The sequence below is a fragment of the Streptomyces sp. NPDC088817 genome (assembly GCF_044750345.1).
Taxonomy (GTDB): Bacteria; Actinomycetota; Actinomycetes; order Streptomycetales; family Streptomycetaceae; genus Streptomyces.
Window position 1 is genome coordinate 438,574 of the sequence record NZ_JBIVJN010000003.1, and the last position, 13,512, is coordinate 452,085.

The 13,512-nt window shown below is 70.1% G+C and carries 15 protein-coding genes; 5 read left to right on the forward strand and 10 right to left on the reverse strand.

Going from position 1 to position 13,512, the window contains the following annotated elements; genetic code table 11:
* Positions 1–273: 273 nt before the first annotated feature.
* The 3 genes from ACIP4X_RS08175 to ACIP4X_RS08185 form a co-directional block, all read right to left on the reverse strand.
* Positions 274–1,047 (reverse strand): isoprenyl transferase, encoded by a 774-nt coding sequence (locus ACIP4X_RS08175; protein ID WP_358728796.1) that lies wholly within the window; start codon positions 1,045–1,047, stop codon positions 274–276.
* A 691-nt stretch (positions 1,048–1,738) separates the two neighbouring features.
* The gene (locus ACIP4X_RS08180) at positions 1,739–2,533 is read right to left on the reverse strand and encodes a methyltransferase domain-containing protein (protein ID WP_358728794.1); all 795 of its coding nucleotides are present in this window, start codon (positions 2,531–2,533) and stop codon (positions 1,739–1,741) included.
* Between the two features lie 64 nt (positions 2,534–2,597).
* Positions 2,598–3,344: a prepilin peptidase gene (locus ACIP4X_RS08185; protein ID WP_401347315.1), complete on the reverse strand. Its 747-nt coding sequence runs from the start codon at positions 3,342–3,344 to the stop codon at positions 2,598–2,600.
* A 128-nt stretch (positions 3,345–3,472) separates the two neighbouring features.
* Between ACIP4X_RS08185 and ACIP4X_RS08190 the strand changes: the two genes are divergently transcribed.
* Positions 3,473–3,856 (forward strand): DUF192 domain-containing protein, encoded by a 384-nt coding sequence (locus ACIP4X_RS08190; RefSeq protein ID WP_358728791.1) that lies wholly within the window; start codon positions 3,473–3,475, stop codon positions 3,854–3,856.
* A gap of 28 nt (positions 3,857–3,884) precedes the next feature.
* On the opposite strand, the gene ACIP4X_RS08195 is transcribed toward ACIP4X_RS08190, so the two are convergent.
* The gene (locus tag ACIP4X_RS08195; RefSeq protein ID WP_358728789.1) at positions 3,885–5,186 is read right to left on the reverse strand and encodes a hypothetical protein; all 1,302 of its coding nucleotides are present in this window, start codon (positions 5,184–5,186) and stop codon (positions 3,885–3,887) included.
* On the reverse strand, positions 5,176–7,719 hold the full coding sequence (locus ACIP4X_RS08200; RefSeq protein ID WP_401347318.1) for a hypothetical protein: 2,544 nt from the start codon (positions 7,717–7,719) through the stop codon (positions 5,176–5,178). Before ACIP4X_RS08200 ends, ACIP4X_RS08195 begins: the two co-directional genes overlap by 11 nt.
* Before the next feature lie 305 nt (positions 7,720–8,024).
* Here ACIP4X_RS08200 and ACIP4X_RS08205 point away from each other — a divergent pair, with 305 nt between their 5' ends.
* Positions 8,025–8,756, forward strand: a complete 732-nt coding sequence (locus tag ACIP4X_RS08205) for a type IV toxin-antitoxin system AbiEi family antitoxin domain-containing protein (protein WP_401347321.1) — start codon at positions 8,025–8,027, stop codon at positions 8,754–8,756.
* Positions 8,757–9,116: 360 nt separating this feature from the next.
* Here ACIP4X_RS08205 and ACIP4X_RS08210 read toward each other — a convergent pair whose 3' ends face one another.
* Positions 9,117–9,629: an ATP-binding protein gene (locus ACIP4X_RS08210; protein ID WP_401347323.1), complete on the reverse strand. Its 513-nt coding sequence runs from the start codon at positions 9,627–9,629 to the stop codon at positions 9,117–9,119.
* A gap of 250 nt (positions 9,630–9,879) precedes the next feature.
* On the opposite strand from ACIP4X_RS08210, the gene ACIP4X_RS08215 reads away from it, so the two are divergent.
* Genes ACIP4X_RS08215 through ACIP4X_RS08225 form a run of 3 tightly spaced genes read left to right on the forward strand, consistent with a single transcriptional unit; the run spans position 9,880 to position 11,290 of the window.
* Positions 9,880–10,731 carry a helix-turn-helix domain-containing protein gene (locus ACIP4X_RS08215; RefSeq protein WP_401347326.1) on the forward strand — a complete coding sequence of 284 codons (852 nt, stop codon included), beginning with the start codon at positions 9,880–9,882 and terminating at the stop codon, positions 10,729–10,731.
* Positions 10,732–10,743: 12 nt separating this feature from the next.
* Entirely contained in the window at positions 10,744–10,935 is a 192-nt protein-coding gene (locus ACIP4X_RS08220; RefSeq protein WP_401347328.1) for a hypothetical protein, read from the forward strand.
* 40 nt (positions 10,936–10,975) lie between these two features.
* The gene (locus tag ACIP4X_RS08225) at positions 10,976–11,290 is read left to right on the forward strand and encodes a hypothetical protein (protein WP_401347330.1); all 315 of its coding nucleotides are present in this window, start codon (positions 10,976–10,978) and stop codon (positions 11,288–11,290) included.
* 127 nt (positions 11,291–11,417) lie between these two features.
* Here ACIP4X_RS08225 and ACIP4X_RS08230 read toward each other — a convergent pair whose 3' ends face one another.
* From ACIP4X_RS08230 to ACIP4X_RS08245, 4 genes are read right to left on the reverse strand one after another with little or no spacing between them, the layout of a single operon-like run.
* Positions 11,418–12,044, reverse strand: a complete 627-nt coding sequence (locus ACIP4X_RS08230; protein ID WP_401347332.1) for an OmpA family protein — start codon at positions 12,042–12,044, stop codon at positions 11,418–11,420.
* Positions 12,045–12,051: 7 nt separating this feature from the next.
* Complete coding sequence (locus ACIP4X_RS08235) at positions 12,052–12,627, reverse strand: hypothetical protein (RefSeq protein ID WP_401347334.1); 576 nt, start codon at positions 12,625–12,627, stop codon at positions 12,052–12,054.
* A 34-nt stretch (positions 12,628–12,661) separates the two neighbouring features.
* Complete coding sequence (locus ACIP4X_RS08240) at positions 12,662–13,261, reverse strand: pilus assembly protein TadG-related protein (protein WP_401347337.1); 600 nt, start codon at positions 13,259–13,261, stop codon at positions 12,662–12,664.
* The gene (locus ACIP4X_RS08245) at positions 13,258–13,491 is read right to left on the reverse strand and encodes a Flp family type IVb pilin (RefSeq protein ID WP_401347340.1); all 234 of its coding nucleotides are present in this window, start codon (positions 13,489–13,491) and stop codon (positions 13,258–13,260) included. The genes ACIP4X_RS08240 and ACIP4X_RS08245 overlap by 4 nt, the downstream gene beginning before the upstream one ends.
* Positions 13,492–13,512: the final 21 nt, after the last annotated feature.

A 13,512-nucleotide genomic window follows, 5' to 3' on the forward strand; every position in this document is an offset into this window, starting at 1 on the left:
ACAAGCCGGCCGGCCGACGGCCCCCGCACACGACGGGCCGTGGACCGGCCCTCCAGGTCTTCGTCCGTGCTGTGACCACACGGTCGGGCTCGTACAAAGGGCCTCCCGGGCGGACGGCCCCGAGCCGCCCGCTGAGATCCGACACCCGTGGTTCGGGTGTCGACCTGTTTGCCTTATGCCCTCGAAGATGCGCCGCCATGCAAATAAGCGGAACGACGCACGAATGAACTCCTCGTGAAGAGGGGGCACCCGGGTGACCGAAGGGGTGCGTCCTCAGCCGCCGAAGCGGCGGTGGCGGGCCGCGTAGTCGCGCAGCGCCCGCAGGAAGTCGACCTTGCGGAAGGCCGGCCAGAAGACCTCGCAGAAGTAGTACTCGGAGTGGGCCGTCTGCCAGAGCATGAATCCGGACAGCCGCTGCTCCCCGCTGGTGCGGATGACCAGGTCCGGGTCGGGCTGGGCCTTGGTGTACAGGTGGCGGCCGATCATCTCGACGTCGACGGACTCGGCGAGGTCCTCCATGGAGGTGCCCCGGTCCTGGGCGTCGAGGAGCATGGAGCGCACGGCGTCGGCGATCTCCTGCCGGCCGCCGTAGCCGATGGCGACGTTGACGACTATCCCGTCGACGTGGGCGGTGGCCTCCTCGGCCTCCTTGAGGGTGGCCTGCATGGCCGGCGGCAGCAGGTCCATGGTGCCGACGTGGTGGACGCGCCAGCGGCCGTCGGAGGCCAGGGTGCGCACGACGTCCTCGATGATGCCGAGGAGCGGGACGAGCTCTTCCTGGGGCCGTTCGAAGTTGTCCGTGGAGAGCAGCCAGAGCGTGACGACCTTGACGTCCGTCTCGGTGCACCAGCCGAGGAACTCCTCGATCTTGTCCGCGCCGGCCCGGTGGCCCTGGGCGGCGGTCGAGCCGGCGGCCTTCGCCCAGCGCCGGTTGCCGTCCATGATGACGCCGATGTGCTTGGGCACCTGAGCGGGGTCCAGGTGGCCCTCCACCCGGCGTGCGTACAGCCTGACCAGCAGGCCACGCAGCTTGTCGCGCAGGTTCACGTGTTCGTCAGCCCCTCCGTATCGACGGACAGGCGCGGCCGGGGGCGTTCCCTGTCCGTGCGGCGGCCTGGTCCGTATGGCGGTCCCCGGGGGCGAAGCCTACCCCCGGCGATCCCAGCGTCCCTCAACAGGGCACTGTGCGCGCCCTGGTGCGTCGCACGCGGTGGGCAAAGAAAACGGGCCGGTCCGTGGGGGGGGAGACGGACCGGCCCGAGGGGGGGTTTCCACCATAACCCTTCGTAAGGGCTGCTGTGTGCCCAGACGCGACAAAACTACTCTCCGAAATCGTATGGCGACGCATGGAGAGCGGTCGGGAAGGTCGGAATCCATCATTCCGGCCCTGATCATGACCGGATCCCGACGGGACAGGCAGGGAAATCGTCAGGCTTCGACGAGAAGCGAAGAAGCTCCGCCCTTTGGGGGTCGCGCGGCGTGTTGCCCCGGATCCCTCCCAGGGGCGACCCGCCCGCGAACGCCCGCTTGACGTCGGCGGCACCGCCCCGCGCCGACCCCCCGGGCCGGGCGGATACCGCCATCAGGGGCCGCGCACCGCGCAGCCCCCTCCACCACGCGGTACCGACCGCGTGACTTTGCGCACGCGAATTCCCTTGGTCTGAACTTTACGTGTGCTGAAAGGGTGACGCGAGAGGCGGACGGTAACGATGTGAACACAGGCATTCCGGTGGTGCGTTCACTCCGCCCTGCGGGCCTCGAAGAGGTGCCGTGCGCTGTGCGCCACGAACGGCCCGCGCCTCTCCATCTGTTCGTGCAACGCCCGCAACCGGGGCTCGTACGCCTCGACCGTGAATCCGGGGACCATCCAGACCACCTTGCGCAGGAAATGCACGACGGCGCCGATGTCGTGGAACTCCATGCGGAGCCGTTCGGCGCGCAGGTCGACGACTTCGAGACCGGCCGCCCGCGCGTCGGCGCGCTCGCGATCGGGATGGCGGGCCTCGCGCGACTCCTCCGGCCGGGGCCCGAGGAAGTATTCGACGAGTTCGAAGACGCTGCCGGGTCCCACGTGCTGCGCGAAGTAGGTCCCGCCGGGCTCGAGGACACGGGCGATCTCGGCCCAGTGGGGGCGTACGGGGTGCCGGCTGACGACGAGGTCGAAGGCCGCGTCGGCGAACGGCAGCGGCGCGTCCTCCGGCGAGTCGACGACCACGACGCCACGCGGGCGGAGCAGTGCGGTCGCCCCGGCCACGTTCGGCGGCCAGCCCTCGGTGGCGGCGAGCAGCACGGGCGTGGCCGCGGCGCGTCCGAGCGCGAAGTCGAGGACCTCCCCACCGCCGGTCTGCACGTCGAGCACGGCCCGGGCCCCGGACAGCCGGGCGGCCATCGAGACGGCGTACCCCCAGGAGGGCCGCTGCTCCGTGGCCCGGCCCGCGAACCACGAGAAGTCCCAGCCCTCGGTGGGAACGGCGGCCGCCTCGGCGACGAGGTCCTCGAAGGAGCGGCCGGAACGGTGCGGGTGGTCTGCCATGCGAGTGATCCTGCCGGAAGACGGTCCTCCGCCGCCTCTCCATAGGCATCGTCCTTCCCTGCCCTCACCTGGCCGTGAACGCCCCCAGCAGTACCCCCGTCAGGGCCCCGCCGAGCATGAACGGCCCCAGTGCGATGGCCGACTTGCGGCCGGCCCGGCGCAGCACCACCAGACCCAGGCCGTAGCCGGCGCCGTAGAGCAGCCCGGTGAAGGCGCCGACGACGAGGACCGGCCAGCCGTACCAGCCGAGGGCCGCGCCGAGCGCCAGGGCGAGTTTGACGTCGCCGAAGCCCATGCCGGCCGGGTTGACCAGGAACAGCACGAAGTACGCGGCGCCGAGGGCGAGTCCGCCGAGCAGGGCGGTGGACCAGGAGCCCGCGGCGGCGGGCAGTGTGGCGGCGACTCCGAGCAGGGCGGCGGTCGCGGCGGCCAACGGCAGCGTCAGCACGTCCGGGAGCCGGTGCACACGGAGGTCGACGAGCGCCAGCAGCACACCGACCGGCGCGGCGAGCAGCCATACCGCCGCCTCGGGGCGGGGCCCGGTGGCGGCGGCGAGCGCGGCGCAGACGAGCGCGGTCACGACCGCGGTCACCCGGGCGCTCGGCCCGTACGCCCCGCATCCGGCCTCCGCGCCCGTGCAGCGGGCCCGGCCCACCCAGCCCCCGAGCGCGCCGATGATCGGATGCCCGCCCGGACACCGGGCACTCCACGACTCCCCGGCGCCGACCGACAGCCGGTGGGCGGCCCGGGGCAGCAGCAGCCCGGTCCCCGCGCCCCACAGCGCGGCCACGACGGTCACCAGTACGCGCACCCCGGGACCCTAACCGCGGCGGGAGCGCGGGGCATGGGCCCGTGGACCCATGCGGGGCCCACCGCCCCGCCGATACGGTCGGTCGGCAGCGCACGGGACGTAGGGGACTCAAGGGAGGGCGGCTCGGCATGGGACGACGCTGGCGCGACGGGCGGGGCAGGCTGATCGTGCACGGTGCGGCGCCGGCGACGGTCCCGCTGGAGCTGGCGACCTCCTACCGGGCCCGCACCAAGGGCCTGCTGGGCCGCGACGCGGTGGACGGCGCGATCCTGCTCTCCCCCGCCAACAACGTGCACACCTTCCGCATGCGCATCCCGATCGACGTCGCCTACCTCGACCGCGACCTGCGCGTCCTCACCGTCGTCACCATGAGTCCGAACCGGCTCGGCCTGCTCCGCCCGCGCTCCCGCCACATCCTGGAGGCGGAGGCCGGGGCGATGGCGGGGTGGGGGCTGCGGGCGGGGGTGCTGGTGACGGTGGAGCCCGAACAGAGGCCGGTGGAACCCGAGTAGGGGCGGCCTCCGGGCGTGGCCGGAGGGGTCACCGTGCGGCCTGGCGCCGCAGCCTCTCCGGCAGCGTCTCGTCGGCCGCCATGCGGTCGAGTGCCTCGCGGCCGTACGCCACGGCGCCGTGCCGGTGCAGCAGTGCCACGGCCTCGTCCACGGCGACTCCGCAGCGGGCGTACCGCTCGGCGAGTTCGAACGCCCACGGGGTGAGGAGGACGTCGTCGTCGACGTACGTGCCCAGCCACGTGAAGACCGCGCCGGCGATCCAGCCGCCGATCCAGGTCACCCACCGCGCCAGGAACCGCGCCGCCTCCTCGCCGTGCGGATCCCGCGGTACGCCGGGGATGCCCAGCAGCGCGCACTCGCGCATCGCCTCGGTCATCCGTTCCCTGGTGACCAGACGCGCGCAGGGCATCAGGTCCGCCATGACCTGCCGGACGTCCGGCCAGGTGGGCGGCTCCTCGTCCGCGTCACCGGTCCGGGCGGGGCCGGGGACGGGTTCGGGCACCGGCCCGGTCGGCGCGCAGGCCAGGAGGACGGCCCGCGCACGGGCGGTGTTCTCCGCGTCCCGCGGAAGGCCGGCCGGCCACTGGAAACCGGCGGCCCAGCGGTACGGCAGCTCCCGCACGGCAGGCGGCAGCAGGGGTTCCTCGCCGCGCGCCGGCTGCCTCCCCCGGGCTTCGTAGCCGGGGCGGCGCAGCACCAGGAGCCGGGAGCGGACGTAGGGACGGAAGTCCCGGACCTCGTCGTCGGTCACGAGTTCCAGCAGTGCCGCCTCCCCGCGCGGCCGGCCGAGGGCCAGGAGCAGACGGACCGCCGGTTCCACCGCCAGGCCGACGCGGACGTAGGCCTGGGCGAGCCGGACCGCCTCGTCCTCGTGTCCGGCGAGGGCGCCGCGTTCGAGGAGGAAGGCGAAGGCGTCGGAGGCCAGGTCCTGCCGTACCGTGGTCGCCCATTCGGCGGCCGTGGTGCGGATCTGCTCCGGCGTCGGCGGAGCGGACACCGTGGGGATGCCAAGACGGGACCACTCCGCCACGACCCGGGCCACCCGTTCCCGGGTGACGTCGGCGGTGGCCGGCATCAGCCGGGTCAGCCAGGCGTCCGCGTCGTCCAGGGTGTGGTCGTCCCGGTCGTCGTAGGCGTCCCGCAGCGCCTCGTCCCAGCCGTGCACGCTGTGCCGGTGCCGGGGCAGGGCTGCCCGGAGGACGTCCAGTGCCTGATCCGCGCGGGAGGCCGGGAGTTCGGCCAGCGCGAGGGCCCGGCGGTGGGTCAGGTCGTTCCAGGGCGGCGGCAGCTCCCGCATCGCGGCGGGCAGCAGGTGATCGTCACGAGACACCCAGGTACTCCATGGCTTCCTTCGGGGTCGTCATCCTCGACCATTCCATCGTGCCCGCCGCCCTGCGCGCGTCGATCTCGGCCTGCATCCTGGCGAGCTGGCCCGGGGAGACGTCCTGTCCGGCGATCCGGACCGGCACGTTGTTCTTGGCCAGTGTGGTCGCCGGAGTGCCCGGCGGCCTGTATTTCACACCGTCGCGCTTGCCGGTCTTGTAACCGCTGAAGATGTTGCTCCACTTGTCGTTGGTCGCGATGTCCACGTGGACCGCGCGGCCCGCGCCGTCCTTGCCCCGCCACCGGGCCAGGTCCTCGACCTGCCGCTCGAACTCGGCCTTGATGGTGGCGTTGCCGGTGTTCTTGACCTCCACGACGTGGACCTTGCCGTCCTTCCCCTTGTAGAGCGTGTCGGCGTCCTCGATGTCGGAGATGTCGACCTTCTCGCCGTTGCCGAGGTCGACCTCGGTCTTGCCGAAGTCCTTGCCGACCGCGGTGTGGACCGTGGTGCCGGCCGCGGCCTCGGCGTCGGCGGCGTGCTGGACGGCGTTGAGTTCGGCCCGGGCCTGGGCGAGTTCGTCCGTGTTCTTCGCGTTGAGGACCTTGCTGGTGAGCGTCGACCTCGCGTCCTTGGAGACGTTCGGCGTCTTCGCCAGCTTCTCGACCTCGTCCAGCGCCCGGGTCGCGTCCTTGGTGCCGATCTCCTTCTTCTCCGGATCGGGGTTGTCCTTGGCCCGGCCGGCGAAGTCGTCGACGTTCTTCTTGGAGTAGGGCACGCCCTCGTCGTCGAGCGCCTTCTTCGCGGCGTCCTTGCTGTGCGCCAGTTCGGCGCCGTTCGCCGCCCGATCCGCCTCGTCCGCCTTCTTGCGGGCCTCGGCGGCCTCCTTCTTCGCGTCCTCGTCACAGCCCTCCTGGGCGAGGACCACGTAGCGGGGGCCGCCCGCGGCGAGGACGGTGGTTCCGGTGCCGGCCCCGCCGACGAGTCCGCCCCCGTACGGGATCCGGCGGGCGGGCACGGCGATGGAGCAGCCGGACTCACGCGCCTTCTTCTCGGCCTCGTCGGCCGCCTCGTCCGCCTTCTTCGCGGCCCGCTCGGCGCCCTCGACGTCACCGGCCTTGGCCGCCTTCTTGGCGTCCTCGGCCGCCTCGGTGGCCTGCTCCGCGAGCTTGCCCAGCTTGCCGAGCCTCCCGATTTTGCCGAGGTCGCCCCCCTTCTCGACGACCTTGCCGATGTCGTAGCCGGGGATGAAGAGGGAGCCGATGTTCCAGGCGACGTGGGAGACGGCACGGGTCTTCTCGCCGTTCTTCCAGTCCTCGGCCACGTCGTCGCCGATGAACATGTCCCACAGGACCGTCCCGCCGGTGTTGAGAGAGGCCCCGCCCCAGTCCCAGAGGGCCCCGAAGTAGTCGCCGTCCGACCACTTCTTCCGGGCGTCCTTGGAGTCCTCCATCCAGTCGTGCCCGAGCTGCTTGCCGTAGTCGGCGATCCCGCTGAGGGTGTCTCCCGGGTTCGTGACCATGTCCCAGATTCCGGTGACGTCCCCCCAGATCCCGTCGACGAAGACGCCTTCACCGACCTGCTTGAGCTGATCACCGGCACACCCGAAGAAGGCACCGAACCCGGAGAAACAGCCGTCGTCCTTCTTCTCGTCGGGGGCTGCGGTGGTGTCGTCGGTGTCGGATTCGGTGGTGGGGGTGTCGTCGGTGGGCTGGTCGTCGGATTCGGTGGTACCGCCGGTGGATTGGCCGCCATCGTCGGTGGTGGTGGTGCCGGCCGAGGTACCACCGGTCGTACCGCCGCCGGTCGCGGAGCCACCGCCGGTGCTGTCCGCACCGCCACCGGACGTGCCACCACCGGTGCTGTCACCACCACCGGTCGTGCCGCCACTGCTGTCGGTACGGCCACCGGTCGTGGCGCCGGTGGTACCGCCCGAGGCGCTGGTGCGGCCCGGGGCGTGGGTGTCGCCGGAGGCGTGGGTGTCGGTGCCGCTGCCCGCCGGTGCCGCGCAGCCCATCCCCGCGACCTTGCAGACCTGGGCCTCGATGCTCGTGAAGATCTGCGTGCCGAGACCGCTGACCACCAGCGCGAGCACGATGGCGGCGACGATCGCGACCAGGCCCGCGTACTCGACCGCGGTCTGCCCCTCGTCCCTCCCCCGCCACCGGATCATCCGGGCGAGCGAGAAGGGACGGCGCTCGGCCCGCGCCGGCACGGGGAGTTCGTACCACTGCCGGGTCTCGGACTGGAGCAGGAAGTAGAGGATGAGAACCGGCAGGAAGAGCTGGATGCCGCCGCGGGCCGAACCCGCGGTGAGGTTGGCGAGTCCCCCGAGGATCAGCCACACCTGTACGGCGACCAGCGCCCACCGGATCCGGTCCCCGCCCTCCCAGCTCCGCCGGGCGAGCCACCAGCCGAGCACCCCGGGCGCGGCGGCGTAGGCGACGAGGCCGACCACTCTGCCGTCGAGGGCGCCGTACGACCCGGCCGTCAGCAGCAGACCGATCCCACCGAGCACGGTGGCGACGAACAGTGTGTGCACGAGCACCACTGCCGCCGACAGCGACCGTGGCACCTCCCGGCGCCCCCCGCGCCCGGTTGGCGACGCCCCTGACGCCCCTTCGGACTCCGGCACTCCCCCAAGCGAGGCCATGCCCCCTCCCCCGCGTTGTTCGACGACAACGCCCCGAGGCTAGGAAGGGACAGTCCGCCCGACGTGGGCCCAGGGACCCAAAAAGTCACCCAATTCGCCAAAGGCGGAGACACAGGAGTCGCAGCGAGAACAAGGAACAAATGAGATATCCACAGCCCCAGGCAAACCGTCCGAGCCTCAGGCGATAGTGCGGCATGACGATCAGCAGTGAACTCCTCCGACGGGTCCGCGCCACTGCCTCGCAGCAGGACCGGGTGCTGACGACCTCACAACTCAAGTCAGCCGGCGCCGATCGGAACACCGTGCGGCGAATGATCAGGTCGGGTCAGTGGGTTCCGCTGACCCGGGGCAGCTACTGGGTGGGGTGGGACGACCGGGGACCGTCATTGCGTTCCCGAGTACGCGGCACTCTCCTCACCTGCGGCCCACAGGTAGTGGCCGCAGGCACCACAGCCGCCCGCCTGTTGGGCATCGAGGGCCTTCCCAAGGACGACGGCACCCTGCACCTGGCCGCGCCACCGGGGCACGAGATCCGCAGCCGCCCAGGCATCCGCGTCCACCGGAGCGCCACTCCTCCCAGTGCCCGCATGACACTGCGGGGCATCCCTCTCACCAACCCGGCCCGCACCTGCGCGGACCTCCTGCTCCAACTCCCCCGCGTGGAGGCAGTGAGCGTGCTGGACTCGGCCCTCCATAAGGGCCTGCTGTCCGAGCCCGACCTCCTCACCATCCCGGCCCACCTCTCGGGCCGCCCCCATGCGCCCAGGGCCCGGGCCTGGCTACGTCTGGCCGACGCCCGAGCCGAATCTCCCCTGGAAACCCAGGTACGCCTCATCTGCCTGGACGACGGCCTACCCCCGCCCGTCCTCCAGTGGCGCATCCCGGACTTGGAGCACAACCGCTCCTACCGCATCGACCTGGGCTGACCCACCCACCTGGTGGGCATCGAGACAGATGGCAAGGCCCCCCACAGCACCCCCCAGGCCCTCTACCAGGACCGCTTCCGCCAAAACCGCCTGGTCACCCTCCTCCCCAACCTCACCCTCCTGCGCTTCACATGGGCCGACACCCACCACCCCCCTTCCATCCTGCTCCCCCTCCGCCGGGCCCTTGGGTGCCCTTGATCCTGACGAGTGCAACGCAGCGCCCATTTCGCGCACTTCGGGACAGTCATAGCGTCACAACAGACGTGACGTACGGTCCAACCGGGCGCGAGGGGCCACCCACAGGCGGTCGGCAGGAACGTAGGCGGTGCGCCGCCCTTTCCGGCAGGCTTCGAGGAGCCGTCACTCATTCGTGTGGCCACCCACCAGGTATGCGCGGGCACCCTTCCTCGGCAGGACCGCCCACATCCGCGTGCCACCGCCGGGCTCGCGGGCGTCACCGAAGCCCCAGTCACCGCCACACGCCCGGACCACACAGGCCGACAGGCGCAGTGCCGAGCGGCGACGGGCGTCGCAGGCGGCGGCGAGGCGGGGGTGCTGGTGGCGGGGGTGCGCGTCGTAGAGGACCACGCGGAGTGCTTCCTCGCGGTAGCGGAGGCAGACGTACACCTCCGGAGAGGTGGTGAAACGGCAGGCGCAGGCGACGAGTTCGCTCGCTGCCTGCACGACCGCGTCGGCCATGTCGGCGAGGCCGTGTGCGTCGAGGACCGTGCGGATCATCGCCCTGACGATCGCCGGGCTCTGCGGTGCGGCCGGGAGCGTGAGGCTGTACGTGAGGGATTCCGGGGTGGGGGGTGCGGGCGGCAGGTCCGTGGGGGTGTAGGGCAGGCAGGCCGAGGTCATAGCGACAGGCATGACAACTCCCTTGATCGATGGAGTGGTTGTTCCTCGCCTCGCGCACGGTGGCCTGTCACCCGGGCCTGGCATGGCATGGGCGATGCACTTCCGCGCGGCAGCGGAGGGTCGTGGTCGACCTGTCACAGACGGTAGAACATCACGGAGTACACGTACTACCAACTTGCCGAATTCGACCCCCATCGAGTGGACCGGCCGCCGATCCCGGGGGCAGACTGACTCCCGTCAGGCAACGGGGCAGGAGGGGAGCATGGCGCCCAGAAGCGCACCAACGGCACGTCAACGGCGCTTGGGCCTGGAGCTTCGCAAACTGCGGGTCGCGGCTGGGATGACGACCGAGGCCGCCGCCGGATTGCTGAGCGTCCCGCGAACGAACGTGCCCAACATGGAGTCCGGCCGCTCGGGCATCAGCCCTGAACGCGTACGCACGCTGGCGAGCAACTACGGGTGTTCGGATCAAGCCCTTGTCGAGGCTCTGGCCGCCATGGCCGCCGACAGAGACAAGGGGTGGTGGGAGTCCTATCGCGGTCAACTGCCCAATGCCTTCCTGGACATCGCCGAGATGGAGTGGCACGCCGTACGCGTACGCATGTCAGTGAGCGTGCACCTGCCGGGACTGCTGCAGACCGAGGAACACGCCCGCGCTGTCTTCCAAGCGGTGATCCCCGCCTTGTCACCGGCGGATGTAGAGGTCCGCGTCTCGCAACGCCTGGACCGGCAGCAGGTGCTCGACCACCCGACGCCACCCGAACTTGACGTCATCCTCCACGAAGCAGCTCTGCGCATGGCGTTCGGAGGATCTGCCGTGGCCCGGCAGCAGCTGGCGCACCTGCTGACCATGTCCGAGCGCGAGGCCGTAACGCTGCGGGTCATTCCCTTCGAAGCGGGCGGCTTCCCCGGAGCGGGCCAGTCGGTCCTGTACGCCGAGTCGTCCGTGCCTCAACTCGACACCGTGGAACTCGACAGCACTCACGGGCCGGAGTTCATCGACTCGGAGACCCAGCTCGCCAAGTACCGGGCCATGCTCGCCGCCGCAAAAGCAGCGGCACTCGCCCCAGGGGCCTCACGCGATTTCATTCGCGGCCTTGTCAGCGAACTCTAAGGAGCCACCACCATGCCGGCCATCACCTGGGAAGATCCCTTCTGCGGAGAAGGCGCCAACTGCTTCCGCATAGGGACCGACGTCGAAGGCAACGCCTACATCGCCGTCGCCGGGCAGGAGGACCACCCGCTGACCGACAGCCGCGAAGCCCTCCGCGCCCTCATCCGGGAGATCAAGGCCGGGGGTGCCGATCACCTGCTGTAGAGCCGACCGGACGACGCTTTGCCACTACTACTCTCCTCGCATGGACGTTGCGGAGCAGTACGGCATGGACGAGGGACCGGCCCAGAAGGTCAGCGTGTCCATGCCCGCGGGCCGCATCGCAGCCGTCAAGGCACGCGTGGTGGCACGCGGCTTCTCCGCGTACGTGAGCGCGGCCGTCGAACGGCAGATACAGCGTGATCTCCTGGAGGAACTGCTCCAGGAGAAGGAGGCCGAGATCGGTCCGCCCTCTCCCGAGATCCAGGAACGGGCTGCGGAGATCTTCCGTGAGGCCGAAGCCTTGGCGGCGAACGAACAGTGCGCGGAGGGGCCGGGAGAGATAAGCGTTCCGGAATGACACGCGCGCAAGGCCGACTGAGCAAGCTGTGCGGTGAGAAGGTCCGCGCCACGGCCGTGTGACCTTCCGGGGCCCGATCCGGCCTTGCCGGCCATGGCACGGAACGAGCCCCGCGACTGGTCGCAGGTCAGTTCTGGGTGCGGGGGAACGTGACCTCCACTCGGCGGTTCTTCTTGCGGCCGTCCTCCGTGGAGTTGTCCGCGATGGGGTACTGCTCGGCGTAACCGCGCACGTCGAAGGTGATGTTGGCGTCGTTCAGCTCCTGGGACAGGACGTCCTGGACCGCGTTGGCCCGCTGCTTGGACAGGACCACGCCGTGCGCGTGGGTGCCGAGGTTGTCCGTGAAGCCGAAGACGCGGACCTGGCTCGGCTTCTGCTTCTTGATCTCCTGCGCGATCGTGTCGATCCGGGACTTCGCCTGACTGCTCAGTTTCGCGCTGTCCTTGGCGAACAGCACCTCGGCCTGGAGGGCGAACGTCACGTCCGTGTTGGTGTCCTCACGGCGTTCCTCACCGCCCTGCTCCTCGACCACCGACTTGATGTCCAGCACCTTGGGCTCGGCGAGGGTGGCCCCCTCGGGCAGCTTGAGATCGGGATCGCTCGGGTCGACCTTCACGGGGGCGGAGGCGGACGGCTCGGTGCCCGGGGGCACGCTGGGCCCACTGTCGGCACGGGCGGCCACGGCACCGTAGAGGTTCGCGGCAACCATGACACCGGCGGCGGTGAGGGCCAGGGCGAGACGGGTGTGTGTCATCGGGGCGTCACCCGGAGATCTCGATAGTGCTGCTGGAGAAGGTGGGCAGTTGCAGAGTGACTTCGGAGGTGTCCGCTGGCGGGGACGGGAACTGCATGAAGACGGGGATGGTTTGGCCCGACTTGACAGTGGTGAGGTCAGTCGTGGTGAGTGGCCGCCCGTCGGTATCACGCAACACGTAGTAGCGCTTCTTGCCTTGCGAATCCACGAGCGTGGCGCCGCCCAGGGAAGTTCCGTGCTTGAGAATCTCCGTCTCGTCCCCCCTGACAGAAACCGGAACCACAACCGTCTTGCCGCTGTCGTTCTTCAGGTTTCCGTTTACGGTGACGAAACCGCCGGAGTCACGGTTCGCCGACAACACTTGGAGGAGCAGCCCATCTGGGCCCTTCAGTTCGGCCAAGGGAGTCTGTGACTGTCCCTCCTGAGCACTCGGTTTTGATCCGCCGCCCTTGGATTCGGACGCCGAAGCATCCGGCTTCTTGTCGTCCCCACCGCCGCAACCAGCCGCACCGAGGGCCAACCCCGCTGCCACGGTCAACGCGACCATCCCCCTGCGGGCCTTCGCAGTGAACCGAATACTCATCACTCTGCTTCCTTCATCACTCGTCGTTCGCTTGTCAGTCGGCCAGATGGACGTCGAAGAGGTCCTGGGGACTAGGCAGATCACCAAGGTTCTGCGGGTCAAGATCCCAGTACCTGTTCTTGCAGGTGAGACGTGGCAACAGATCGGCCCCGGCATCTACGCTCAAGGGCTTGAACTTGCAAAGCGGCTCGATGACGGCTGTGGCTACCGCCTTCGAGTGCTTTCGCGCGGTGATGGGGACGACCGACTTACCCATGGACTTGTTGGTCTCGACTCTGACCGTGTAAGCCAGCGGACCGCTCGCACCACATTCGAGGACATGGGCATCGTTACGCTGAGCGAGCTCATACGCTCGCCAGCAGGATGGCTGGAGCCCCTGACTGTTGCCGTCGAAGATGTTCTGCCACTGGTCCGGGTCGATTACGTCCTTGATCCATTCACCTGCAAGCTGGTCCCGGACATCCTGGGCCGCCGCGAGTGCCGCCGCGTCGGCCGCCGTCTGAGCACCACCACGGTTCACCGTTGCCTGGCCGACCGCGAAGTAAGCGAGCGCAAGAAAGAGCAGGCCCCCCACCACCGTGATGTAGATGGGGAAGGCCTGCCCTGCGTCGCCGTGCAGACGAGGTCGCGTCAATTGCCGACCTGGTCGATCAGTCCGGTGATCTTCTCGAGGATCGTCGAGCCGATGCTCGTCCCCGTGATCGCCAGCACGATCGCCACCACCACCGCGATGATGCCCAGGTACTCGACCGCGGTCTGCCCCCGGTCGTCGGCGCGGCGGCGCAGCGACTCGGCCGTGGTGTTCTTCCAGCCGTTCACGCGGACCTTGGTCGCGACCGCGGTCTTCAGCATCAGGTCGGTCATGGTGTTCCCCTCCGGGTTCGG

Excerpts from the sequence above, each read along its gene's own strand:
- ACIP4X_RS08180 (WP_358728794.1), bottom strand. The coding sequence starts at position 2,533 with ATGGCAGACCACCCGCACCGTTCCGGCCGCTCCTTCGAGGACCTCGTC.
- ACIP4X_RS08190 (WP_358728791.1), top strand. The coding sequence starts at position 3,473 with ATGGGACGACGCTGGCGCGACGGGCGGGGCAGGCTGATCGTGCACGGT.
- ACIP4X_RS08205 (WP_401347321.1), top strand. The coding sequence starts at position 8,025 with ATGACGATCAGCAGTGAACTCCTCCGACGGGTCCGCGCCACTGCCTCG.
- ACIP4X_RS08210 (WP_401347323.1), bottom strand. The coding sequence starts at position 9,629 with ATGCCTGTCGCTATGACCTCGGCCTGCCTGCCCTACACCCCCACGGAC.
- ACIP4X_RS08215 (WP_401347326.1), top strand. The coding sequence starts at position 9,880 with ATGGCGCCCAGAAGCGCACCAACGGCACGTCAACGGCGCTTGGGCCTG.
- ACIP4X_RS08220 (WP_401347328.1), top strand. The coding sequence starts at position 10,744 with ATGCCGGCCATCACCTGGGAAGATCCCTTCTGCGGAGAAGGCGCCAAC.
- ACIP4X_RS08225 (WP_401347330.1), top strand. The coding sequence starts at position 10,976 with ATGGACGTTGCGGAGCAGTACGGCATGGACGAGGGACCGGCCCAGAAG.
- ACIP4X_RS08230 (WP_401347332.1), bottom strand. The coding sequence starts at position 12,044 with ATGACACACACCCGTCTCGCCCTGGCCCTCACCGCCGCCGGTGTCATG.
- ACIP4X_RS08235 (WP_401347334.1), bottom strand. The coding sequence starts at position 12,627 with ATGAGTATTCGGTTCACTGCGAAGGCCCGCAGGGGGATGGTCGCGTTG.
- ACIP4X_RS08245 (WP_401347340.1), bottom strand. The coding sequence starts at position 13,491 with ATGACCGACCTGATGCTGAAGACCGCGGTCGCGACCAAGGTCCGCGTG.